Origin of the sequence: Sporomusa aerivorans, assembly GCF_041428895.1 — a bacterium.
GTDB classification, from domain to species: domain Bacteria; phylum Bacillota; class Negativicutes; order Sporomusales; family Sporomusaceae; genus Sporomusa; species Sporomusa aerivorans.
This window is the reverse complement of the sequence record NZ_CP156926.1, coordinates 1809793-1835123: the sequence shown is the minus strand read 5'-3', so window position 1 is coordinate 1835123 and position 25331 is coordinate 1809793. Positions and strand designations below refer to the sequence as shown.

The window sequence follows — 25331 nt, the reverse complement described above, 5'->3', positions numbered from 1 at the left end:
ATTTCAACAATTCATTACCTTGGTCTGTTGTAGCTTTTCCTTACCAATCAGCCTGTTTAAATCTTCCGGTGTATTAAGGTTTAAAAACAGTTCTTCCAGATTTCCTACCGTCTCCAGTTCCCTTTCCGCAACCTTTAATACTTTTACCTGCGGATAAAAAAGGTACACTTTACTAATCCCGGCTTGCAAACACTGTTCCATAGCCCCGATGCAATTACGCGAGTATACCGCACACAAAGGTTCCCAGCAATTCTTTAATTCCGGAGCGATGACATCATAGCCTTCCCGGCGTGCCAATAAGTATTTGGCTAGTTCTATCGTAAACAGCGGCATGTCGCAGGAAACTATAAAAGAATATTGATTGCGGGCAGCCAACAGACCGGCATGCATACCGGCCAGAGGTCCCATCCCCGGATACAGGTCAGGGACCTCTCTGATACCTGCAAAATTGTATTTTGCCGTGCTATTACTGGCAACGATCACTTCATCCGTAAAATTTATCAGCTTTTTCACAGTGCGTTCTATCAGAGTTTCATTATCGAACGGCAACAGCGTTTTGTCACGCCCCATCCGGGAACTTCGCCCCCCAGCCAGAATAATTCCGCTCACAGCCATTACATTGCCCTCCCCCGCACATAATGCTCTATTCTTATAATTTAAACCGGTTAACGGCATCCTGCAACTGTTCTGCAAGTTGAGCCAAATGTTGGCTGGAAGAAGCAATTTCTTCCATGGCGGCCGACTGTTCCTCCGAAGCGGCAGAAACTGTTTGTGTCTGACTGGATATTTCCCGGCTGATATGTTCCACTTCTTTCATAGCATCAACAATAAGTTGACTGTGACTGACCAGCTGCTTCATACCGCCGGCGGTTCCCTGGGCTATCACGGCAACTGCTTTAATATGCCCTTCGATGTCACGAAAAACCTGACCGGCCTGATCGACAACGCTAGATCCCTGCCGGACTTCCTGGGTACCGTCTGCCATAGCCGCGACTGCCTGCTCGGTTTTCCCCTGGATATCACCAATGAGCGTAGCAATTTGTTTAGCCGCCTCCTGCGATTGTTCGGCCAGTTTCCGCACCTCTTCGGCCACTACGGCAAATCCCCGTCCCTGTTCGCCGGCCCGGGCCGCCTCAATCGCCGCATTCAGTGCCAGGAGATTGGTTTGCGCGGCAATACCGGAAATAGTCTCAACAATTTGTCCGATTTCTTTGGACTGTTCACCCAGTTCGGCCACAACCTGCGCCGAGTTTTCAACAGTTTCCCTGATATGGCCCATTTGGTTTACTGCCAGGCCTACGGCCTCATTACCGGCGGCGGCCGCCTCTACCGCTTTATTGGCAATAACAATGGATTGTTCGGTATTTTTGGCTTCTGTCTGGGCACCGGCGGCAATTTTCCGGACTAACTGCAATGCATTATCCACAGTGCTTACCTGCGAATCAGCTCCCCGCGCTGTCTCGGTAATGGAAGCGGCAATCTGTCCGGCAACCTGGGCGGATTGTTCGGCATTGGCCGTCAATTCCTGCGATGCCGCCGCTACTTGCTCGGATGAGTTAGTAATTTGCTGCACCAGACTGCGCAAATTACCAACCATGGTTTCAAAGCCATGGGCCAGATGTTCCAGTTCGTCGCCGGATTTAACGTGAATACGGGTTACTGTAAGATCGCCGTCTGCAATACCATGAGCAGCCCTTTCCAGCGTGTTTACCGGTTTAGAAATCCACGTTGCCACCCAAAACACAACCCCTAAGGATAACAGCAACACAATAATACTGGTACCGAACGATATCCAGGTAAAGGTATTTAATTTAGCTGTAATTTCACTCACAGGCACATTGACACCCACAGACCATTTGGTACCGGCTATCGGCGCGTAAGCCAGATACTTGTTAATACCCAGATAATCGTAGTTTATAATCCCCTGTTCACTCCTGGTCATTTTCTCGGTGGCCGCCCTCAGTGCGGGCGTCGCATTCGGGTCGGTAAGACTGCTGAACTTTAGGGCAATTTCTTTATTAGGATGAAAAATAATTAAGCCATCCCCTTGGATCACATAGGCATATCCGGTCTCACCCACTTTGACTTCCAATACCTGTTTTTCTACCGCTTCAATATTAATAGCCCCCGCCAAAACACCGGTTATCCGGTTATCCTGACGAATAGGAATAGAGATTATTACAATAGGTTTGTTGGTCTTCTTAGAGATAACCGGGTCGGAAATGACGGTTTCTCCCTTAATTGACCGCTGGAAATATTCCCGGTCGGCTAGACTGCCGGTTTCTCCCTTAAAATCAAAGTATTTGCCGGTCGGGTCAATCCATATCAAACTTTCGTATACCTCGGCTATACTTAGCTCTGCCGCCAGGTAAGAGACGATTGCCTGCTTGTCGCCACTGACAATAACAGGCGAACGAGCCAAGCCGGCGATTTCCGTTCGGGTACGGTCAAGCCAGCTTGCCGTTTCCTGCGAACAATTTTGCACGACGTGAGTAAGCTCAGCTTCCACATCTTGCATAAGTATCTTTTTGGCCTGCCAATAACTTAAGCCTGCCAGTAAACTCAGTGCCAATATAAATAGAGTAGCCACTGTTGCCACAAGTTTGATGCGAATACTTTTCATGTTACCTTCTCCCCTATATCCTGCAGACCCGAAAGTGTTTCAACGCTGCTGCTAACCTGCCGTCCGCTGCCCGGAAACAGATACGGTACCAGTCTTTATCCGTTCAATTTCCTGGTCAACCCATACCGGGTTATGATGTCTGGCCTGGCTGAGCGGCTGGGTACCATCGCCAAACATGGCCAAAAACTCGCCCCAGTTGTATATGCCCAAAAAAATGTGCATAAACACGCCTAATCCCAGTACCACCCCCAAAACCAAATGAACCATGTCAAACCAGTACGTAGCTACCTTGGGCGCAACCGGCATGAAGGCATATAGTACCCAGCCGGTGACAATTAGCATAATGCCACCCAGGAACATGCCAAGCCCCATCAATTTCTGTCCGGAATTCATCTTACCCATTGGCGGTACAGGAATTGTCCTGCCTAATAACATCTTTTGCGGATAGCCGCCACCGACTAACAACCAGCCGATATCTCTTTCATTCCAGCTAAAAATCCGCCGGATAAAAGCTACGATTCGCGCAAAGCCAAATAGACAATAGTAGATTGCGGCAATAGTCAGGATCACTGCGCCAGCAATATGAATCTGCATGATCAAATTTTGAATGTCATCACTAAATGGTTTCATCCATATAAAGAATCCGGTAATGGCTGCCGGTAAAAAGCCGAGAATCAAGCCCCAGTGAAACAGGCGGGAAACAAAAGAATGTTTTAGCACCCGTGGTTCAAGCGTCTCATGATAGTTCATCACCAATCCCCCTTACCCTAATTGCGTGCGGTTAACATATTTAGTATGGAACAGTTCTTCCGCCAAGGGGCTTAGCGGATTTTGAGCGAACCTGGCATACATCTGGCGAACCGCCTGATTATTGTGGCTCTGCCGGATTTTAGCCTGAGCGTCGTCGCGGTAGATACCTTGCGCCCGCATTTTAATATACTTTGTCCGGTCCTGTACCAAATCTGTCGCCGCATATGCGCCAGTCCACAAAACCGCGCCGGCTATGCCAACAACACCTAAAAACTCCCGCCGGGTAACCCTGACTGCCTTCTCAATATAATCATACTGTGCCATTGTCTGCCTCCTCATGATGTTTGCTAAAGTTTACGCCCATGGCAGCATTGCTTTTGCTTTGCCGAGCCAGGAGGTGCCCATCGGATTTACAGGCTGACCGCCGCCGTTAACACAGCCGCCGGGACAATTCATAATTTCAATAAAATGATAGGGTAATTTGTTTGCTTTGACTTCTTCCAAGAGCGGCCGAACGTTCTCTTTGATGCCATGAGCGACAGCAACATTCAGCGTAACTTCTTTACTGGTTTTGGCGTCTTGCATGGTTACGCTGGCTTCCTTCACGCCGGCAAGTCCCCGTACGGGTTTGAACTCCAGCACATCAAGCTCCCGGCCGGTAATCACGAAATACGCAGTACGCAGTGCAGCTTCCATAACTCCGCCCGTATTGCCGAAGATAGTGCCTGCACCACTATATTGAGCCAAAGGATTATCTTTGTCAGTAAATTCGGGAGCATTGGCAAAATCAATGTTCCGTTTCTTAAATAGGCGGGCCAAATCCCGGGTAGTAAGAACTACATCAACATCAGGATAATGACCATTCTCACCTTGCTTGCGCCAATAGTGCGCCGCACTGTCAAATTCCGGTCTTGATGCTTCAAATTTCTTAGCGGTGCAGGGCATAATGCCAACCACAAAAATATTTTCAGGTTTTACTCTCCATACTTCTTTGGCTCCATAAGTCTTAGCCAGAGCGCCGGCCATCATCATGGGAGATTTTGCAGACGACAAATTAGGAATAAACTCAGGATAGTATAATTCCACATACCGAATCCAGGCGGGACAGCAAGATGTAAATTGCGGCAACGGTCCCAGCGGCTGTTCGGCCGGTTCACCCAGGGCATAGTGCCTGATTTTGGCGATTAACTCCATGCCTTCTTCCATGATGGTTTGGTCGGCGGTAAAATTGGTGTCCAATATTTTAAAGCCGGCCTGGTTGAGAGCGCCATATAGCTTTTCCGTGACCAGGCTGCCTGGTTCCATCCCGAACTCTTCCCCGATGGCAACCCGTACGGCCGGGGCAATGGTGCCGACAACCGTCAACTGCTTATTATTAAGCTTCTCAATTACTTTGTCGACAACGTCAACCATGTCTTTAGGCGCCCCGAACGGGCAGTTGACAAGGCACTGGCCGCACGATATACACTTTTCGGTAGTGACGGTATGTGCGGCCCCATATTTACCAGCAATTGCATCTGCCGGGCAAAATGCCTTACAGGAATCGCAACCCTTACAGATTTTGCGGTCAATTTCAATAACACGATTTAATTCCTGGGTTTGAAATCCTTTCATCATTAGACCTCCCCTATATAGATTTAAATGAGAACCTGGCTCGCCCCACGGGAAGCGGTTTATAGAGCAAAGTTACTCTTAGTAAATCAGAAAGTATGCTTCTTTCTGATTTACTAAGAAAACTATTAAACCAAGCAATATAGGATAGTCTGATGAAGCAAACTAGTTTCAGGCGGAGTATAAGCCCCACTTGCAGAAGCGGGGGGCTTATATAGCGGGTTAATCACAGGAGGAACCTACCCGTTAGATAAAAATTCCCGCCGCAGCATTCCTTAATACAACTGCCGAAACTTCCTGCCCGGCTATCAGCGGTCCACTGCCGGCAGGCACATCAATTAAGGCATTGCAATCAATCATTGATTTCAAAACTCCGTTACTTTGCTCGCCCGTTAATTTCACATAATTCATTTCATTGTCCCGCTGTACCCTGGCGCGCAAAAATCGCCGCTGCTGGCTGGGTTTATTAAAGCTGTCGGTCAGTATAGCCGATATTTTGGGTGGAAATTGCTCTGCAAGCCCCATCATTTTTTTTATCAGCGGTACAACAATCAGATCAAAGGTGATAAAGGCGGCAGCCGGATTGCCTGATAGTCCGATAATCAGCTTCTGGTTGTACCGGGCTGCTATTACCGGTGAACCGGGCTTCATATCTACTTTCCAAAAGGCAATTTCGGCCCCGATTGCTTCCAGTGCATCGGGCACAACATCATAATCCCCCACCGATACGCCACCGGTTGTAATCACAAGATCAGCTGCCGACAGCGCTTGCCCCAACCGGGCAACAATTGCCTCTTTTTCATCCGGCACTATGCCCATGGAAATAGGTTCGGTCCCTAATTGGGAACAGAATGCATTCAAACTGTGCAAATTGCTGTTATAGATTTTTCCGGGAAGTAAAGCTGTAGCCGGATCTACCAGTTCATCGCCGGTGCTGAGAATGGCAACTTTGACTTTTTCATAGACCGGTACTTGTGCGATACCTACCGCCGCCAACAACCCAACCAGCGGCGGATTTAACAACGCGCCCCGGCAGGCAATCATCTCACCTAGCGTTACGTCTTCGCCGGCCTTAATCACATTTTTACCTGGCTGCAGTGGATAAGACAGCGAAATATGATTATTTTCCCTGACGACATCTTCATACTTTATAATCTCGTCTGCGCCTTCAGGCACCGGCGCTCCAGTCATTACCTTTATGGCTGTTCCGGAAACCACTTTGCGCTGCGGCACATAGCCGGCCCGCACCTCTTCAATGACCTCCAGTACGACGGGTTGGGAACGGCTGGCAGTTTGGGTATCACCGGCCTGCACGGCATAACCGTCCAGCGGGGATTTGCTAAAGGCCGGCAGGTTTACACCTGATTGTATATCCCGGCATAAAACCCTGCCTGCCGCAGCAAACAGCGACACATAACCCGGTTTTACAGGCTGGACCAATTCCCCTAAAATTGCATGGGCTTCTTCCAAGGAAATACTTGTTTTCACTTGTTTCCCTCCTCTCCTTTATGCGCCAGTACCAAAGGAACAAGCCGGATACTGACAAACATCACATTCCAGACACATACCACCCAGCCCCAGTTTCACAATCAGCGGCCGGGTAATCCGCCGTTCGGCCAGAACTAAGGGTAAGAGCAGATCAAAGACGGTCGTTTTATGGTACATGACGCAGCCTGGCAATCCTAAAACCGGCACTTTTCCAATATAGGCAACCATGAGCATAGATCCCGGCAATACCGGCGCGCCATAAGTAACGATTTGTGCACCGGCCTTTTTAATGCCGCTCGGGGTTACATCATCAGGGTCAACCGACATACCGCCGGTAGTCAGTATTAGTTCAGCACCGTTGGCAATCAACGCATTCACGGCTTGCGCGATTTTTGCCGCATCATCCGGCACGAGAATATGCTGCAGGACTTTACAGCCAAATCCTGCTACTTTCGCCTTGACAACCGGTCCGAATTTATCCTGGATGCGTCCGTGATACACCTCGCTGCCGGTTGTAATTACGCCTACTTTATAGGAACGATAAGGTGTAACAGCTGCAACTTCGACTTTTTGCCCGATCTCTTCCACCATTTGTATTTTTTGTTCGTCAATCATCAGGGGAATAACCCGGACACCGGCTACTTTGTCACCTTGTTTTACCGGACGGTTATGGTTGCGGGTAGCAACGACAATTTCCTCAATGGAATTAATACCAGTTAAAAACTCTTCGTTAATAGTGAGCAGCCCGTCGTGCTTGGCTATAAGATTTACCTTGCCTTCACTGGGTTCACTCAGCGCAAGCCCATGCCCGGCTACTGCTCTGGCTATACGCAGTCCGGCATCATTTTCATGCAGAAAGCCTGCCTTCAGTTTCCACACATACAGGTGCTCTTTGCCTAGTTTCAGCAATGTAGGTATATCCTGCTCACAGATGACATGCCCCTTTTTAAAAGCTTCTCCTTTGAACTCCCCCGGCACTATTCTCGTAATATCATGGCATAATACATTGCCGATGGCATCTTCTACCCTGACCATTTGCATAGTTTTCAACCCTTTCCAATTAGTAACGCATTCTCTGCCTAGTTAAGCCGTTCCAGGACATCGCCTGGTTTTATCCAGCCAGGGGTAATTACTTTGGCAAATATTCCTTCCCGCGGCATAACGCAGTCGCCGGTTTTTTCGCGGATGGCACAGCCCATGTGGCATTCCTTGCCGATTTGCGTTACCTCCATAATGGTCTCGCCGACTTTAAGTTTTGTGCCGACAGGTAGCTCGTACAGTATCAAACCTTCGGTGGTAATATTTTCGGCGAAACTTCCTGTCGCCAGGTTGTCAAAACCCAGCTTCTTTATCTTGTCAATGCTCTCGTTCCCTAAAAGACTTACCTGCCGGTGCCATTCACCGGCATGCGCATCTCCCCTAAGTCCGCAATTTACTGCAAAATAGCCTTTATCAATGGCCTGTTTGGGTTGTCCCTTCTCCTCACTGATATTGATTGCCACTACTTTTGCCACTTTCATAACCTCCGCCTGCAAAGTATTAGGATTTCTAGCGTTAAATCATCCCTGTCCGCACTCTGACGCCATCCCCTGAAGAATATCCAGTGCGTGATCCAGCGCCGGCAGTGCAGCCGCCAGCGATTCACGCACGCCTCTCACACTGCCGGGAAGATTAATAATGAGCGTCTTGCCCCGAATGCCGGCAACAGCCCGTGACAGCATAGCCTTAGGTGTCTGTTGCAGTCCGTAATAACGGATGGCTTCCGGTATTCCCGGCACAACTTTTTCAATCACTTCCCTGGTGGCATCAGGCGTCACATCGCGGCTGGAAAAACCGGTTCCCCCTGAGGTAAGTAAGAGCGCCGGCGATAATTGATCACAGATATAGCGCATTTCCGCCATAATCTGGTCTTTTTCATCCGGAATAATTTTATAATACTCAACACTATAGCTAGGCCCCAGCGATTCCTTAATTTGTTTACCGCTCAAATCCTGGCGCTCGCCGCGGGCCCCTTTATCACTCATGATCAGAATGGCTGTTTTGTACATCTTAGCCTCCTTGGAACACCTTACTCTTTATTGCCCGCGCTTCACATGACCGCTTTTCCCGCCTGATTTTTCCAACAGCTTGATATCCGTAATCTCCATCCAGCGGTCAATGGCTTTGCTCATATCATAAATGGTCATAGCGGCAATACCGGCGCCGCTGATAGCTTCCATTTCCACACCGGTTTTGCCGGTTGTCTTCACCTCACAGTTAATGGTTATACTGGAAGCCGGTTCATTGATGTCGAAGGAGATATTTACTGAACTTAACATTAGCGGATGGCACATGGGAATGACACCGGCCGTCTGCTTGGCGCCCATGATGCCGGCCACCTGCGCAACTCCCAGCACATCACCTTTTTTTATACCACCGCTCCTGATGGCAGCCAGCGTAGCCGGCTGCATACGCACAACGGCCTGCGCCGCAGCAATCCGCACAGTATCTGTTTTGGCACTAACGTCCACCATGCGGGCATACCCGGCATCATTGAAATGAGTAAACTCCATCATTATCCTCCTATTTGGTACATCTTGCGTTTGTTATCGGCGCCCCAGCCTTCCCCCATGTAGTGGCGGTTAGGTTTTTCCCTGATGGCTTTGCTAAAGAGATGCGCAATTTTTTCATCACTGGCGCCATTCTGCAAGGCCAGTTTCAGGTTGAGTTCCTGCTTACCGAACAGACAACCACGCAGCTTGCCATCGGCTGTCATACGAATCCGGTTGCACTCGGTGCAAAAATGGTCACTCATGGCGCTGATAAAACCAACCGTACCCAAACCGCCATTTATCTGATAGCATTTGGCAGGTCCGTTGCCTTGCACAGTTAAGCTCTTATGCAAGCTATACTGCTGCCCGACAATTTCTTTTATCTCACTGACCGTAACCATCCGGTCAGTTTTATAAAACGGTAAATCACCTACCGGCATGAACTCAATAAAACGCACGTGGAGCGGCATTTCTTTCGCCAGTCTGACAAAATCGAGGATTTCATCGTCATTAATCCCTTTCATGACGACAGTATTGATTTTTATCGGCGCCATCCCGAGCGCCAGCGCTTTAGTAATAGCACACGTAACATCCTCCATCGATCCCCGGCCGGTAATATAGCGAAACCGCTCAGGGCGAAGACTGTCTAAACTGAAGTTGACCCGTTTGAGACCCGCTGCCTTGAGTTCTGCAGCCATGTCGGCAAACAAAATTCCGTTAGTGGTAATAGCAACCTCTTTCATCTGGGGTAGTGCGGCAATTTGCGCAATAAGCCTGGTAATATTCTTGCGGACAAGCGGCTCGCCACCGGTTAACCGCACTTTACGAATGCCAACCCGGGTAGCGATACGGACTAGTCGAAAAATCTCTTCCAATGCCAGTACATTGGTATGCCCAATATCTTCAATCCCCTCTTCCGGCATGCAGTATTTACAGCGCAAATTGCATCTGTCCGTAACCGAAACACGTAAATAGTCAATTTCTCTGGCATAACTATCAAACACGGACATTCACTCCCCTTACTGCTAAATGAATAGTCAAAAATAAAACTTCTGTGACGAAAGCGCACAGAAGTTCTTTGAAAAAACTCATGAAACGCCTCCTTTCCAAAGATGGGAGGTAGCGGAATTTCTCCCGCTGCCCCGTGAACCAGCCGGTTCAGACTGACTGACCATAGAATGCCGTTAGGTCAGTCAGCTCGGAGTACCAATCTTTATTTAATTTTCGTGCCCACGATTTTCAAACCGGTGTGATAGGCTTGCCCCAGACAGCCGCCCACTTCATAATATTTACGGTCCGGTGCCGTGCTAATAATCGGATTGATCAGTTCTATAACCGGGCATTTTTGTTCATTGAGCACCGCTGCCTCAGCTTTAACATCCAGAATTTCCCCGATAAATTGAGTATGGACACCAATTTCTACCGTATGCAGCAGCCTGCACTCCAATATCAGGGGAAATTCCTCGGCATAAGGCGCCTGCACCAGGTCACTTTGGATTGGGGTAAGGCCGGCGGCCAAAAACTTATCGGCGTGCTTGCCTGAAGCAATCCCGGCGTAATCAACCGCAGTTAGGTGCTGCTTGGATGGTATATTAATGGTAAAAGCTTTGCGCTTAATTATGTTGCTATATGTCAAACGCGACTTCCGCACCGAGATGGCAACACACGGCGGGTCTGATGAGCAGATGCCGCCCCAGGACAAGGTCATCATGTTTGGCTGGCCGTCGTCCCCGTAGGTGCCAACAACCCATACCGGTGAAGGCAGCGCCCATGGCTTTGATCCCAGCGACTTTTTCATGGTATTCTCCCCTTTCGGGTTCTGACCGTATCTGCTTCTAAGCTGCTACAGCCTGATGCGCATACCGTCGTAGGCAACCGCTACCTGCGGCTGCCGGGTGGCTTCAGCCTGCAATTCTTTGTTCGCAACCGGCTGGCTGTAATGTATGGCCATATGGGTAAGGATGGTAGTTCCAGCGCCTACTTCCTGTCCCAGTGCAATGGCCTCTTCGATGGACATATGGGCGTGAGGAAACCAGTTCTCGCCATGGAAAGTGGCGTCACACACCAGCCAGTCAACACCGACCACCACTTTTGCGCTTTCAGCCGGCAAGCCGGCAGTATCCGGAAAATACGCCAACTGACACCCCTTGGCGCTAACCAAAAAACCGGCCGTTTCTATACCGTGATTGGCAGGCAAAGGCATAAGACTTACCTCGCCAAAACCATAGGGCTTGTTAAATTCCCACGCCCGGACGGAAAACACTTCGCGCAAATTAGGAAAAGCGGCCGTAAATTGCGGGACGGCACTTGGTGGTAAAAACAACGGGATAGGTTCGTGACGTACCAGTTTCACATAATATTCCAGTTCCCCCAAACCACCAAAATGATCATAGTGCCAGTGAGTAAGAAAAACGTAATCAACCTGTCTGATTTGCTCGCGGATAAGCTGTTGCCTAAGATCCGGTGAAGTATCAATCAGTATCTTGGTTGTGCCGGTATCCAGGAATGCACCGCTGCGGGTCCGGGCTAAAGCCGGATTACTTCTGGCCTCCCGGCAGCCTACACAATCACAAAAGAAGGATGGCAATCCCGGCCCCGCGCCGGTTCCCAGGATAACAAAATTTGTTTCCATATTCCGCTCGCTCCTCTGTGCTGATTTGTCTGTACTGCGCTCATGAACGCGCAAACATCATGGCCACCGGGTTGCACCTATTCTTGTCAGAACAACCTGTGCACTGCGTATCAAAGGGGTATGCCAGTTCCGAAAAATCACAGGCGATAAAGCCGTTTTGTTCATAAAACGGTACCGCTGTCCCCCGGGCCACGGTAGTAACCTGATAGGAAGCGTCACTGCTTTCCCCGGGGGGTTGACAGTATCGTCCGGGATTACGCAGCATGGCCTGCATTAACCGGCTGCCTACCCCCTGCGACCGGGCATCCATCCTCACGGCAAACAGCAAAATGTGATACAGACTGTTATCAAGCTGGGCCACCATGGCTCCCGCCACAATTTTATTATCTTGTTTTACCACGATGTGTTCATCGACATCACCCGCCATGCTCATACCATAGGCTGTGAACAATTCCTGCAGCTCATCTTCAGCTTGACTTGTTGCAAATTCGATCCTGGTGTGCATAGTAGTAATACCTCTGCTTTATTTTTGTGCGTTGAGCCAGCGAGCCTTTTCCTGCCAGCAGCCTTCCAGCGTCATAGCCAGTTGGGCAATCTCTTTGCGGCTCATTTCTTCCCGTTCCTCGCCGGGCAAGGTCACCCGTACCGCTGCCCGCAGGAAATCAATGCGGAAACTGATACCGCCGATAAGTGTCAGCACAGCGGCAATAACCAGCCAGTATACCGAGCTAAAGAGCAGATTGCATACCAGCGGAACCAAGGTTCCCAGGATGACAATTCCCAGCCAGAAGGATTTGCTGAATTCACCGTTCCATAGCTTGGCGGCTCCGCGGCGCGCCTCCTCGGCCGAAGACAGTTTCATCCCCAGTACATAGCCCGGCACGGTAAAGAGCTGGGCAACAAGCACTGCCGCCGACAGATTGCGGATGGTCGCGGTATAAGCGCTATCGGCCTGGCCAAGCACCATCAGCATGATTAGGAGCGCCGCCATCCCGGTTGCCGTACCGTTAATCAGGAAAACGCCGATCAAACCGCCGCCGTTCCAAAATGCCCGGCCTTTGGCTTCTGCCAGCTCGATTCCCGGATACGTTACATAGAGTAAGGCGGTGATAATGGCCACCACAGCCAGGATGGCTTTGAGCCAGCCGATTCCCGCCCAGGGAACAAAACTGAAGAAACAGGTTGCGTACAAAAATACCAAAGGAATATAGGCACTTTGTACTAACGAACCAAAACTCATGACCGAGGCAAAGGGGCGTGCGTTTACCAAATGCCCTCTGCTCTTATGGGTCAGTTCCACCAATAATAGCAGCGCGCCAAAAGCGGCCATAACAAAAGCTACGATACTTACCCAGCCGTTAATTTGTCCGGCGATGGGATTTCCCAATAAATCGGTCACTGCAGCTGTGACAAACATCATGGCCCCCATTGCGGCCAGGAAAAAATACCACGCCGGCAGACTTGCCCAATATTCTTGCTGCTTTTCCATGCTAACCCCTCCTATGGCATGATATAGTAAACTGATGGTTTCGTTCCTAAATGCGGGTACAACGGCTGCGCATTATTTTTGCGGATCAGCTTGACAATTTCACTGTCCGGATCATCGAGATCACCGACATGCCGGGCCTTTAACTGGCAGGTTTCCACACAGCGTGTGACCATGCCCTCCTCCAGCCGGCTGAAGCACATGGTGCACTTCTCCACAACGCCGTTTTCCTCATTTAACTGCCGTACGCCGTAAGGGCAAACCACCATACAGAACAGACAACCGACGCATTTTTCCGGATCAATAGACACTATGCCATCTTCCCGGTGATGGCTGGCACCTGTGGGGCAGCCATCAACACAAGGAGCCTCCTGACAATGCATACAGCCTAAGGTAATATTGTAGGACGTTAAATTCGGGTACTCCCCAATTGGCCCGACTTTGGCAACCTTGCAATATTTCATATCAAAAGGTAAATTGTTTTCATTTTGACACGCAATCGTGCAGGCATAGCAACCAGCACATTTTTTTAAATCAATTAGCATTCCCCAATGCATTAGTCGTTCCCCTCCACTTTCGAAATCCGGCACATAACGCCGCGAGAGCAAAAGCTGCCGCAAAGCTCATCTAAAGTGTCCGGATCGTCATCCACACATACGTTTATATTGGATTCAAATACACCCATTAAGCTGGGAGCTTTCATTTCCTTTTCAGGGAACCACCAACCACGTTCTGCCTGAATAACATTAGGGGCTACGGCTGTGGTAATAAAAGCGGTCTGCTTAACCTTGCCGATTGGCGTTTCAATCCAAACCCACTCGCCTTCCTGGATGTTCATCTTTTGGGCCAGCGCCGGATTAATGGCCACCCGTGGATAGGGCCGTAATAGTCTGATCCTTGTTATTTCCCGGTGTTCCGAATGGAAGAAAGGCATAAAACCACCGCCGGCCACGAGAGTTACCGGATACTCTTTGGCTAACTCCGGCTTGGCTTCTGCACTAAACGGCGGCTCAACATAATGAGGCAATGGATCATAACCGAGTTGCTCAAAAAGGGAAATTTTTAATTCAATTTTGCCTGAAGCCGTAGCTACGCCACGAGTTTCAAATTTGCGGTAATCACGCTCAGCAAAATGCATCCGATAGCATTGAACAAATTCTTCATAGCTATCAACTTCTAAGCCGATCGGATCAATACGGTATTTAAATATTTCTTCATCCGATTTCCAGGGCCAATATTCGCCTTGCCCCATTCTATGCCCAAGTTCAGCCCAGAAATCGGTGTCAGACTTACGTTCATACATCGGCTCAATGGCTTTCTCAGAGGCAATCAACCAGTCAGAAACCCCATACGTTGTAGTCATAACCGGTCTTTCCAACCAGCCTGCAGCCGGCAAAACATAGTCAGCCAGCATAGCCGACGGAGTCATCCAATACTCCATCACAACGTAAAAATCAAGATTCTTTAAGCCTTCATAAACGAGTTTGGAGTTAGCGTACGATACAAGCGGGTTATTGGCCAAGGTGATACAGGCCTTTACCGGATAGGGATCACCTGTCGCCATGGCTCTAAACAGTGACGAAGGGTTGGCTTCACAGAACCATTCCGCCGGGATACTTTTACCCCATACACGGAGCATATTCTCGGTTAAGAGTTTATAGCCCGGCCAGGAATTCAGTTTAAACCGATCTGACCCCAATTGTTTCGCCCGCTGCTCTTCCGGCAGCATATCGTTTAATTCCATTTCCCAGTCAGTAATAAAGGTCGGGTGAGGGCCGGGCATGACATCGCCGCCCGGAACATCTAAATTACCGCAAATAATCCGCAGAGCTACGCGTGTTTGCGCTGAAGCCGCACTACCTCTTCCCAGTTGGTCAGCAGCAACTCCCCAAACGATACAAGCCGGCTTGCTCATCGCATACATTCTGGCAGTTTCAATAATCAATTCGGGCGAAAGACCGGTTTTTTCGGCTGCCCACTCGGGCGTGTATTCCTGTACCCTGTCACTTAATTCTTCAAAGCCCTCGGTCCAATTGTAAACAAAATCATAATCACATAAGCCTTCATTAATAATAACGTTCAGCCAGGCAAGTCCCAGAGCGTTGTCCGAACCTGGTTTTAACGGCAGCCAGATATCCGCTTTCGAAGCTGACTCAGTAAAGTTAGGATCAACGACGATAATTTTGGCTCCGTTAGCTTTAGCCGCTAACAAGCCGCGCATTTCCGGCAAGTAAGAAGAGCCGGGATTATGGCCCCAAAAAACAATACATTTTGCGCCGGCTATTTCGGGTTCAGAAGCGCACCAGCCGTAGGATGAGGCCTCGGTGAGAAAGGTAGGGATCCAACATACAGGCGCTGTATGCACAACATTAGGACTGCCTAAAAGATTGAAAAAACGTCTCCGGGCAAAATCGTCGGTTCGGTTGGTTCCCCCGGTAGTAGCAATGGTCTCGGCGCCATGTTGCTCTTTTAAAACTGTTAAACGTGCCGCAATATCATCTAAGGCCTCTTCCCAGGATACACGTTTAAACTGGCCTGAACCCCGCTCGCCTACCCGTTTCAGCGGGTAGTTAATCCGGTTCGGATGATTCAAATGATCTAAGGCCGAAGCTCCCCGGGGACACTGCGCCCCGGCATTAAAAGGATGCTCCGGGTCTCCCACTACTTTGGTAACTGCTCCATTTTCGACTGTTGCCAACATACCGCAATTCATGTGGCAGAAATGGCATGCCGCTTTTTTGATTTCGCTCATCCTCTATCCTCCATTTTTTTGAATGTTCTTTGTTTTTATCTGACAGTCAGCTGTATGGCTTTTTGCGGACATTGACCGACACAGGTATAACAGGCGCAGCAGTTCTTGGCTGTCGGCGCACTTGCCTTGGCTGCATCATTGACCGTGGTCATTTTAATTACGGCTTCCGGGCAAAATGCCTCACATAACCCGCAGCCGGTACAACGCTCTTCATCGATGCGAAGCTCGACTTGGTTAGCCGCTGTATCGCCCGGAGTGGCTGTTTTATCTATAACCGGCGGCATATAAATCTTGCGCCGGGCTTCGGGAATGCTTTTGACAGCCAGTTTCTTTAGCGCCTCCACCAATGTGCTCAATTGCTTAAAGGGCACTGACATATAGGCTTCAAAATCACTAAGATCACTTATTGCTCTGGCTCCATAACAGCCAAAGGAGATATTCATCTCTTGGTTTTTCATAACTTGCACCGTCAGATCGGCACAGGTTGAATTGTAGCCGGAGGTATGAAAGGTATGCCGCTCGCCGGTGGCGTAGCTGGCCGCACAACACAGCCACATCATCTGCTCAGGGTAAATAGTAAAGATAACTACATCCGGTTCAAATTCCGCCTCTTCCAGCGGCGCCAGCACAGTGGCATGATAAATACCCGGTTCGAATTCCTGACGGGAGGCAATCATTTTTTGCGCACATTCAATCGTCGGTAACTTTTTAAATAATAAGTACAGTTCACCTGACCTGAGTTTCGGCGACATCGGGATCAAACCCATAATGGCCGCGCCGTCCGGGCAGGCGTGTTTGCGGGGCGGCATATACAGACTGTTGCCCCGCCTGGCAATCGTAATGGCCTGACAATGCCTCAGCGGCACGGAAGGCTCATATACATTCGCCGGGACTTCTTCGCCCGGTTTTAACAGTTTTACCGCCACCGGCGACCACCTGAGTGTCAGCATTTTGTTTAGTACAGCAGCTAGTTCTTTGTACTTCAATGTCGCGATCTCCCTTCCGTCAATCTGCCATAATTTCTCGCCAAATTTTTTCCCCGTCAGTGCCGCTGAGCATCCTGGCAACCCGGTCTTTGGCTCCCCGGTAATCTTCACTTTCGTTCAGCAACAAATTCAAGGCATGAGTCACGGGAATGGGCGAACCATGGTTATCAAACTTCAAAACACAGCTAAGACAATAACCTACCAGTACTTCGGCAGCCGACTCCCGGACTTCAGCTAATCTTACCTGCACAAGCTGCTCGGTAAAATCAGGCCGGAAATGAGAGATTTGACCGCCACTGCCACAGCAAATGGCCTTTTCTTTGTTGTGCTTCATTTCCGCAAGCCTGAAGCCGCAGTGCTTCAATGCCTGCCGCACCTGACTGCCAAATTTGCCGGTAAACCGGTCTGGACAGGAATCATGGATTGTGCATATCTTTTTACCGGACAAAGCCCGCCGGGTAAAGTCCAAAGCTTCATATACTGTCTGAATGATTAGCTCACTCTCTTTGAAGACTTCCTGCAATTCATAATAACAGCCGGGACAGGCGGTAATAAGTCTGTCGATCTTATGTGCCTGCCGGAATTTTTGCAAACTTTCCCGCATACTATCATGCCTGCGCTTTAGCCCCAGCTGTTGTAGCGGCTTGCCGCAGCAGTCGGTCCATATTCCGCCGCAGTCCAAGCTCTCCTGCAAGCGGCAAAAGACAGCCCGGGTTAATTGCGGCGAATATGTCAGCAGGGTGCAGCCGGGGAAAAACCATGTCCCGGCACCTTCCTGCCCCTGCACGTCCTGGTAGTCAATGCCGAATTGACGGCGATATGTATTCATAATATTGTTTGTGCGGTCCGGAAACAGATAACGGTAATCAGCTATGTCAACTTCGCCATGCTCTACCGCTTCATAACGGCGGGCGGCAAACAAATTCCCCGGATTTAACCTTTGCGGACAGGCGGCTTCACAGGCACCGCACAAGGAGCAGCTAAATGCCGCCATCACGTCAACGCCCTGCCGCGCTAATTGCAGCGGCGACTGCCCCAGTTCAGCCAGCAAAGGGCAACTCTCGGCGCATTGCCCGCATTCCAGGCAGCTGTCGTCTATTGCTTTCATCCAATACTCACCATCGATTCAGATTGTTAAAGTCACGCAATTAACGGTTTGGCGGCAAAGCTGAGCTTTCCAGGCCGATTTGCGTTAAGACGGCTAACGTGTTTACCGGCACCTGGATGCTTTTCTCATAGCGTGCTGCCAGCTCAAGCGCCCTAATAACCGGAATCATACTGGCCAGATCCACCGGAATATCAACATCCGGCGCGGCTTCTACCACACCAAAAGGAATTTCTTCTTGTACAGCTTTCATAACTAACATATCCAGCGCCGTTATCCCATCCATGTTGTAAAATACCCGGTCAAAACCAAACGGTGTTGTACAGGTATAGGCAATAAGGGAAAAACCGCCTTCCTGACAAGCGCCCTCTACTAAGGCGGCACCAATGTCCGCGGCTGGAACTGCCGACTTTTGGGCTACTTTCTGACCGACAGCAGTAGCTGCCAGATATTCCATTTTCCGGGCAGCGTCCTGCAGAATCGAAGGCTGCAAACTGGGAAGATCACCACCGACAATCATAACACTGTCAGCCAAACGATCTACGCCTCCCTTCTGCAAAATATAATCAGCGGCATATTGCATACATTGATCAAAATTACCGCCCTGGTCGGCATACACTTCTTTAATCATGGACCGGTCCGAAGACTTGCTGAGTAAGTGTTCAAGATAATCGCGGTCACCATCGTGGTTATAACAAACATAAATTTCACCAATGTTAGCCGTCAGACAAACATTAATGACATCAAGTACACAGCCTTCATAAAAAATCATAGCCTCTTCCGGGGTCAAAACACCGCCCCGATTGGTTGTAAGACGTGTTTTCGTCTCTCCTGCCTTGGGAACTTTCGTAAAAACAACTACTGCGTTGCGCATTATAACTGCCTCCCATAAGTTAATGTTAAGTAATGGTAACAAATACCGGCAGCGATTAGCTCAGCTTGCACCGGTCCGCCGGTAGCCTCTCAGTAATTTTATTAAATTCTGAACATATATCCTCTTGCCATAAATAGTTATTGCATAATCCGTGCCAACATTTCGATCTGCAAAGCAAAGCTGCAAACCCTTATAAATCAAGCATTTATAATTCATGGTAAATACTGGTATCGAAGTTTTATTTTTTCATTTTGGGAACGGTTCGGTTTGTTTCGTCTCATTTTAAAATTGCACTTAGTTTTCCCCTAAGCTAATTGATGTATCGAAGCTGGATTTGACTGTGCCACTGCGGCAAAAAATCAGCCCGCACAGCAAAAAAATGACTGGCAATGTTAAAAAAACACTGTCAGTCAGCAAAAATTGAAGTCCAATATCCATATACTCATAAATTCTATAAAAAAATACTGCTATTATATCTCAATTAATTCATAATCAAGTAAACCCATCCCAATTTGCGCCGCATGTTCAATCTGAATACCGGAATTCCGTTCCGGGAAAGCCAGTCGTCCTAAAGTTGAACCATAAGCGGCTGCCGTCAAATCCTGTGTCGCCTTATCAATGGCAACAGGGTCGCTGGACGCGAGAATACCAAGATCAGGGACCAACTTTACAGCCGGATGTTTCACAAGGCAGTCACAGTTTTTTGTCATGTTCATCAATACATTGAAATAAAAACATTTGCCCGGCTTGCCAATAACTGCCCCATAAGCATGTTCTGCCATACTCTTCTGCAGAAACCCTTCATCAGCACCAAAATCATATTTTACAGCATCAAAACGGCAAGTGGCAATACACTCTCCACAGCCAACACATTTGCTCTCTACAATACTGGCTTTGCCATTTTGTTCAACAATAGCGTCTGCCGGACACCACTTCCGGCATTTTTGGCAGTTTGTACACAAGGTGTTCTCAATTGCAGGCAGTACAGCCGAATGCTGCCGCCGTTTTCCTTTACGGCTGGCTAAACCCATACCAAGGTTTTTAATACAGGCCCCCAGTCCGGTGGAAATACAGCCGGTAGCATGAGAAATGACGAGTAGTACGTCAGTTGCAACAATTTCTCTGGCAACATGCACTGTTTTATGGAGTTCGCCCGGAATCGCCACCTCAAACTCGGTATTGCCCAATAATCCGTCAGCCATCAAAAAAGGCGCCCCGACATTCTCAATGCCAAAGCCTTGGCGGTGAGCCTGCAGGAGATGTTTGACCGCATTATGCCGTTCTCCCTTGTACAATGTTGAAGTTTCGGTCAAAAAGGGCAGGCCGTTTCCGGCTTTAACCCTTTCCACCAATTCACGTATTAACTCCGGCTTAATGCGGGTATTATTCGTCCCTTCGCCAACATGTAACTTAATGGCCACAAAATCATTTGCTGAAAGGATTGCAGAAGCGTGTGCGGCGTCATAGACCCGTCTTAAAGCTTCTGCCTGTTGCCCGGCTGCGGCATCGTCCGCCAATTTTACAAAATAGACGCTGGCCTTCAAAGCTCTCTCCCCTTGTATCGCATAGTAGCTGCCATACTTATCCAATGTCGAAGCACACACGAATGTTCACACTTTCCTTAGCCACAGCATAATCATGGCCACAGCACCCAGCAAACAAAAAAGCACCAGACACATCAGGCCCCCCATAAAGCTGCCGGTTGCATTGATAAAGTAACCGACAACCATCGGCGTTATAGCCCCGCCAAGACTGCCCAGGCAACTTTCAAAGCCGCTTCCGGCCCCCAATGCACTAACTGGCACAACCTTTTGGATAATAGACCAGTGACCCGGTTGTCCAATAAGCAGTGAGGCAACAGCCAGAACAAGCCACAAAGCCGCTTCCACCTGTCCGGTGGCATGAGCCGCAAAATAAATACCTACGGCCGCCCCCAGCATATGTAAGATGCCAAAAGTAGACTTTCGCTCAATTTTATCGGTCAGATAGCCGGCAATAATGAGGGCAATTATGCCGGCAGCATAGGGAGCATTAGCCCAAAAACCCATACTCTTCCAGGAGAAGCCCATAGCCTGTTTTAGATAGGATGGAATCCACGTTGCTAACCCCCACCAGGCAGATGTGCTGAATACATAGAAAATAACACATAGCCAGTAGTCAAAATTTAGTAAAAAGCCTTTCCAGTTAGCCCAATTTGAAACAGGAGCGGCCACATCCCCGGTGGCCACGGCCTCTGCCTCTACGCGTAAGCCGCTCTCAATATACTCCAGTTCCAGATGGTTAATTTTTTTGCTCTCACGGGGATAGTCGGTCGTAAAAAACCAAATCAGCGCCAATGGTATAAGCCCAATAGCCGCTAAGGCAAAGAAGCTGATCCGCCAGCCCCATTCACCAATGATCCAGACCATAAAGGGCATAGCCAGCGCCGGCCCTGCCGTCAGACCAATGAGCCAGGTCGAATTGGCCCGGGCCCGCTCCCCTGGCGGAAACCAGTTCTTTACATACTTCATTTGCATCGGCCAGTGCATGCCTTCTCCCAGTCCTAAAATACACCGGGCGGCTATCATGCCGGCAAAAGTGGATACCACGCCGCCATATGCACAGGATATAATCCAGAACACTATTGCCAGCGCCATGACCTTACGCGGTCCCCATAAATCACCCAAAGGGCTTAATAAGGCATTGGTAACAGCATACGTTAATAAAAACATCGACATCAAAGAGCCTATGGCTACCGCATCCCCTTTGATGCCCATATCCTGAAGAAAGGTGTCATCGGCAACCAATACAGAAATATTAACCCTGTCAAGATACGCAACTAATAATGTTACCAGCAGAATAAGGATCACAACTACCCGCTGCTTAGTCGGCTTTTCTCCGGCTATTGTCCGCCAAGCTAAGCAAGCCTCATTTTGTGGTGGTCTATTCTCACCCATTCAAACTCTCCTTCAAGCTGAACTTGTCAATTTTTCAATAACGAGATATTGTTTTTTTCTTGGGTGTTACCAACTTCCAGAACCGTATGGTAGGCCACGGACTTTTATGGCATTGGTAATTGCGTACATCGCAGTGAAGGCCCCTCATAAGCAGCCAGCACTGCGACAACAGCATGAGTAAATCTAAACCAGCCAGTCAATCATATAAAGATACGCAATTAACAATGTCATTACACCGATGCATCTGGTCTGTACATATTTGCCCGCCTGTAATCTCTAAACAGTTTTGTCACCGGCATTCACGGTAACCGTCACTCGCCGGCGCTGATCCCTGGCTCTAAAAATGAAGGCGAAAATTAAGCCCAGCACATTTAATCCTAAAGCAATCCAAAATGCCTGTTCATAATTACCAGTAGCCTGTCTTACCGTTGCTGCAGTCATAGGACCGAAGATAGCGGCCAAACTGAACCCAATAAAGGTAATTCCGTAGTTAACGCCAAAATTTTTTAAACCATACCTTTCACTGATAATGGATGGCATAGTACTCATAAACCCGCCGAAAACAGCCCCGACGCCAATCCCGGAAACAGCAAATCCGATCACTGAACCGGTCATCGCCAGGTTTAGCATCGCCAGCGCGGAGATAACATACATGACCATGATGGTGTTGGATCGACCAATTTTATCCGAAATAGCGCCAAAAGCTACCCTGCCCAAGGCATTTGATATTGCCACCAGGCTAACAAAGAGAGCTGCATCCATCGGACTCAATTTAAACATTTGCTGGCCGATTGGCGAGGCAAACGCAGTAATCATCAAACCTGACATGGCCCCACAGGTAAGCATGACCAAAACAATCCACCAGGTAGCATCCTTAAGCATTTGGGTCCAAACCAGGTCAACAATGGCCGGTTTGGACGAATCAACTGCCACCGGCGGATTCCAGCCTGCCGGTTTGTAGCCTGCCGGCGCTTTTTTGATAACTAAAGAACATACCATGATAACCACAAAGAAAACGGCGCCCAGGACTTTAAACGTATTTAATACACCCATGCTCACAATCATCGAACTGGCGATTGGCGCAACAATGGTAGCGCCCGACCCATACCCGGCTGCGACCAGACCGGAAGCCAAACCGCGCTTATCCGGAAAAAACTTTACAGTATTGCCCAGTGTCCCGGCATACACAACCCCGCCGCCAATGCCGGCTAAAACACTGTAGGTAAAGTAGAGCATTTCCACACTGGTAACAAAGCCGGTAATAAATAAACCCACGCTAAACATAATTCCGCCAATAACAACATTGGCCTTTGACCCTAACCGGTCTTGAATATACCCGCCGCCAATCATGGCTACCGGACTTAACGCATGATTAATAGTAAAAGCCAAAGCAATTGCGGTTGCCGCCCAGCCAAAAGTCTTGCCCAGCGGCAAAGCAAACACACTCCATGCGTACAATGTCCCGATACAGATATTTGTTATGACTGCAGCGACAAGAATTAACCAGCGATTATATTTTTGCTCCTGCATTTTTTCGACCCCTTTCGTTATGTTGCATTTTTACTTGTCTGTTTTTCAGGAAAAACCTTTTTACACCTGCACATTATGCAATGCGTGGTATAAAGGCAGGCCATTAAATACCAGGCCTGCCTCTACTCAACCTAAAAATTTTTATCCAAGCACTGCCCATAAAACACAATGCTTTTACTTTTTATCTGTATTATCGGTTGGTAACTCCGTCCCACAGAAAGGGCATTTTTTTTGCTTAATACCAGCCATCGCTGCAATCTTCTTTTTACAATTTGGGCATTCGACCGGTTTGGATAATGATGCAGGTCTAAAACACATGCTAGCGTACCTCCTTTTATATATTTTACGTAATAAAGAAGACAGAACAATCCCTAAATAAGTTAAGGCTTACCCTATCATACATTTATGGCATGCAATAAATATGCCAAGTCATCTTTTTATTTAAAAACCTGCGAATTTACTGGGCTGGAAAACTTTTCGCCCATCTAAGCCAGCATGTACTCAATCTCAAAAAGAGATTAATCGGTTAGCATATTTAGCAGTTTCCAAAAAGGAAAACCATCGCCGGTGGGCAGCTCCGGTTTTGCGATTCCAGTGTCAAATTGGGACTATACTATAAGGCCAACCGCCCCCAGAAATAAATAAAGGCCAGCCCCTCCAAGAAGAATAACAAACAGTACACCCAATTCCAGTTCAGCGCAACATCGGTAGGCCGGCAATTAAGAAATTTGGCCAAAGTAAGTACGATGCCGGCAAAGGGAGAAAGAATATATGCAACACTGCCGCCCAAAGCCAGCGAAAGAGCTACCGCTACAGTCGTTACCGGCAAATTAAGGTTCATGAGCACCTGCCCAAACATAACGATAGAAATAAACGGATGGATGCCGATCACTGCGCAAACTATCAATATCAACGGCATGCAGACCAGAGCCAGATCGCCGGTTATATTTGCCAGCTGTTGCAACTCGGGTTGAATTAAAGTAAGTAAGCCCGATTTTTGAATCGCGGTAGAAAAAATACCCATGGATACAAATAAAGGGGCCAAATCAACCGTTTTCAACAGTCCATGCTGCCAATACGCCGATACGGCAGCAGAGAAATCAGGCTGTCGGACAAGAAACGCCGACCATACACCAACCACAACAACTCCTGCCCACATAATCCGGCTGGCGGTTGTGGCAGCCAGGTCAAACTGCTCCAGGATAATGGTAAGCAACACCAGACTGATCACAACAAGCCCAATGTGGCCGGCCTTGGCACGAGCTTCCGTGCTGGTGAGTGTGCTGCACTCAACCGGCTGACCTGACCAGTTAACTTGTGAAGAAAAATGCACTTTGCTCTCAAGGGCGTACGAAGTTACAATACCAAGCAAACTCAAAAGAAATCCCGGCATAAATAATTCCAGCCACCTTACACCTGTCGCCTGGGCCACCAATAGAAGATTGATGGCTCCCGGCGCCCACAAAACGGCTAAGGCATATCCTCTGGCGATGGCGGTGGCGATAAACCGTTTATAATTACCTACCGTATTTTGACAGGTAGCACCAACTAGCGAGAACATGACCGGAATAGTGCCAAACGATAAAAAACTGGCAAAAACGTTGGTGAGAATGGTGGCAAAGAGAAAAAGACCTGCCTCTCCCTGGAAAGATTTCATCAGCCAGTAATGCATCATGCTTTGGTAATTGCCGGCTTTAATAGGAATGGAAAAGAGCTGCATAACAACGAGCAACGAAATTACATTAGCCATCGAATTCGTTGCCGCAACCCACACAGAGAAATCCTGGCGAAAGTAAAGCAGCAAGCTGCAACCCATGCAGAGAAACAGCAAAGTAACTTTCCTAAAGCCCTTGCCCATCAGCACAGTACCGGCTACCAAAACAACAGTCGTAATCAAAAAGGCCGGTACAGACAAATCAATACTCATCCATGAAGCCGCAAGATGCAGTATAGCTAACATGACCATAGCAATTTTGCAGACAAACGGCACGCGTTACACTTCCTTTGGCTCCAGCATTAGCGAGTTA

Annotated in this window: 24 protein-coding genes and 1 riboswitch; all 24 genes read right to left on the bottom strand. The window is 48.7% G+C overall.

Annotated elements, in window-relative coordinates:
- Nucleotides 1-3 precede the first annotated feature (3 nt).
- The 24 genes from SATMO3_RS08305 to SATMO3_RS08190 all read right to left on the bottom strand — a co-directional run bounded on the left by SATMO3_RS08305 (nucleotide 4) and on the right by SATMO3_RS08190 (nucleotide 25294).
- Nucleotides 4-615: a molybdenum cofactor guanylyltransferase gene (locus SATMO3_RS08305; RefSeq protein ID WP_371379972.1), complete on the bottom strand. Its 612-nt coding sequence runs from the start codon at nucleotides 613-615 to the stop codon at nucleotides 4-6.
- Nucleotides 616-649: 34 nt separating this feature from the next.
- Nucleotides 650-2623 carry a methyl-accepting chemotaxis protein gene (locus SATMO3_RS08300; protein ID WP_371379970.1) on the bottom strand — a complete coding sequence of 658 codons (1974 nt, stop codon included), beginning with the start codon at nucleotides 2621-2623 and terminating at the stop codon, nucleotides 650-652.
- Nucleotides 2624-2674: 51 nt separating this feature from the next.
- Entirely contained in the window at nucleotides 2675-3373 is a 699-nt protein-coding gene (locus SATMO3_RS08295; protein ID WP_371379968.1) for a cytochrome b/b6 domain-containing protein, read from the bottom strand.
- Nucleotides 3374-3385: 12 nt separating this feature from the next.
- Nucleotides 3386-3697: an iron hydrogenase small subunit gene (locus SATMO3_RS08290; protein WP_371379966.1), complete on the bottom strand. Its 312-nt coding sequence runs from the start codon at nucleotides 3695-3697 to the stop codon at nucleotides 3386-3388.
- 30 nt (nucleotides 3698-3727) lie between these two features.
- Nucleotides 3728-4990: a [FeFe] hydrogenase, group A gene (locus SATMO3_RS08285; RefSeq protein WP_371379964.1), complete on the bottom strand. Its 1263-nt coding sequence runs from the start codon at nucleotides 4988-4990 to the stop codon at nucleotides 3728-3730.
- A 240-nt stretch (nucleotides 4991-5230) separates the two neighbouring features.
- Nucleotides 5231-6472: a gephyrin-like molybdotransferase Glp gene (gene glp / locus SATMO3_RS08280; RefSeq protein WP_371379962.1), complete on the bottom strand. Its 1242-nt coding sequence runs from the start codon at nucleotides 6470-6472 to the stop codon at nucleotides 5231-5233.
- Between the two features lie 18 nt (nucleotides 6473-6490).
- On the bottom strand, nucleotides 6491-7513 hold the full coding sequence (locus tag SATMO3_RS08275) for a molybdopterin-binding protein (RefSeq protein ID WP_371379960.1): 1023 nt from the start codon (nucleotides 7511-7513) through the stop codon (nucleotides 6491-6493).
- A 38-nt stretch (nucleotides 7514-7551) separates the two neighbouring features.
- Entirely contained in the window at nucleotides 7552-7992 is a 441-nt protein-coding gene (locus SATMO3_RS08270) for an MOSC domain-containing protein (protein WP_371379958.1), read from the bottom strand.
- 39 nt (nucleotides 7993-8031) lie between these two features.
- Nucleotides 8032-8520, bottom strand: coding sequence for a molybdenum cofactor biosynthesis protein B (locus SATMO3_RS08265; protein ID WP_371379956.1), 489 nt, complete (start codon nucleotides 8518-8520; stop codon nucleotides 8032-8034).
- Nucleotides 8521-8547: 27 nt separating this feature from the next.
- Nucleotides 8548-9027, bottom strand: a complete 480-nt coding sequence (gene moaC, locus SATMO3_RS08260) for a cyclic pyranopterin monophosphate synthase MoaC (RefSeq protein ID WP_371379954.1) — start codon at nucleotides 9025-9027, stop codon at nucleotides 8548-8550.
- Nucleotides 9027-10007, bottom strand: coding sequence for a GTP 3',8-cyclase MoaA (gene moaA / locus SATMO3_RS08255; RefSeq protein ID WP_371379953.1), 981 nt, complete (start codon nucleotides 10005-10007; stop codon nucleotides 9027-9029). Before moaA ends, moaC begins: the two co-directional genes overlap by 1 nt.
- A gap of 79 nt (nucleotides 10008-10086) precedes the next feature.
- Nucleotides 10087-10220: riboswitch (molybdenum cofactor riboswitch) on the bottom strand.
- A complete protein-coding gene (locus SATMO3_RS08250) occupies nucleotides 10217-10801 on the bottom strand; it encodes a flavin reductase family protein (protein WP_371379951.1) in 585 nt (194 codons plus the stop codon). Its footprint overlaps the riboswitch before it by 4 nt.
- Nucleotides 10802-10846: 45 nt before the next feature.
- A complete protein-coding gene (locus SATMO3_RS08245) occupies nucleotides 10847-11635 on the bottom strand; it encodes an MBL fold metallo-hydrolase (protein ID WP_371379949.1) in 789 nt (262 codons plus the stop codon).
- Between the two features lie 40 nt (nucleotides 11636-11675).
- Complete coding sequence (locus SATMO3_RS08240; protein ID WP_371379948.1) at nucleotides 11676-12140, bottom strand: GNAT family N-acetyltransferase; 465 nt, start codon at nucleotides 12138-12140, stop codon at nucleotides 11676-11678.
- A gap of 18 nt (nucleotides 12141-12158) precedes the next feature.
- Complete coding sequence (gene nrfD, locus SATMO3_RS08235; protein ID WP_371379946.1) at nucleotides 12159-13124, bottom strand: NrfD/PsrC family molybdoenzyme membrane anchor subunit; 966 nt, start codon at nucleotides 13122-13124, stop codon at nucleotides 12159-12161.
- 11 nt (nucleotides 13125-13135) lie between these two features.
- Entirely contained in the window at nucleotides 13136-13678 is a 543-nt protein-coding gene (locus SATMO3_RS08230) for a 4Fe-4S dicluster domain-containing protein (protein ID WP_371379944.1), read from the bottom strand.
- Entirely contained in the window at nucleotides 13678-15873 is a 2196-nt protein-coding gene (locus SATMO3_RS08225) for a molybdopterin-dependent oxidoreductase (RefSeq protein ID WP_371379942.1), read from the bottom strand. Before SATMO3_RS08225 ends, SATMO3_RS08230 begins: the two co-directional genes overlap by 1 nt.
- A gap of 35 nt (nucleotides 15874-15908) precedes the next feature.
- Nucleotides 15909-16859 (bottom strand): DUF169 domain-containing protein, encoded by a 951-nt coding sequence (locus tag SATMO3_RS08220; protein ID WP_371379940.1) that lies wholly within the window; start codon nucleotides 16857-16859, stop codon nucleotides 15909-15911.
- Nucleotides 16860-16878: 19 nt separating this feature from the next.
- A complete protein-coding gene (locus SATMO3_RS08215) occupies nucleotides 16879-17967 on the bottom strand; it encodes a (Fe-S)-binding protein (protein ID WP_371379939.1) in 1089 nt (362 codons plus the stop codon).
- Between the two features lie 40 nt (nucleotides 17968-18007).
- On the bottom strand, nucleotides 18008-18838 hold the full coding sequence (locus SATMO3_RS08210; RefSeq protein WP_371379937.1) for a DUF2064 domain-containing protein: 831 nt from the start codon (nucleotides 18836-18838) through the stop codon (nucleotides 18008-18010).
- Nucleotides 18839-19308: 470 nt separating this feature from the next.
- The gene (locus tag SATMO3_RS08205; RefSeq protein ID WP_371379935.1) at nucleotides 19309-20382 is read right to left on the bottom strand and encodes a DUF362 domain-containing protein; all 1074 of its coding nucleotides are present in this window, start codon (nucleotides 20380-20382) and stop codon (nucleotides 19309-19311) included.
- 66 nt (nucleotides 20383-20448) lie between these two features.
- The gene (locus tag SATMO3_RS08200) at nucleotides 20449-21774 is read right to left on the bottom strand and encodes an MFS transporter (protein ID WP_371379933.1); all 1326 of its coding nucleotides are present in this window, start codon (nucleotides 21772-21774) and stop codon (nucleotides 20449-20451) included.
- A gap of 276 nt (nucleotides 21775-22050) precedes the next feature.
- Nucleotides 22051-23304, bottom strand: coding sequence for an OFA family MFS transporter (locus SATMO3_RS08195; RefSeq protein WP_371379931.1), 1254 nt, complete (start codon nucleotides 23302-23304; stop codon nucleotides 22051-22053).
- Between the two features lie 613 nt (nucleotides 23305-23917).
- Nucleotides 23918-25294: a hypothetical protein gene (locus SATMO3_RS08190; protein WP_371379929.1), complete on the bottom strand. Its 1377-nt coding sequence runs from the start codon at nucleotides 25292-25294 to the stop codon at nucleotides 23918-23920.
- Nucleotides 25295-25331 lie beyond the last annotated feature (37 nt).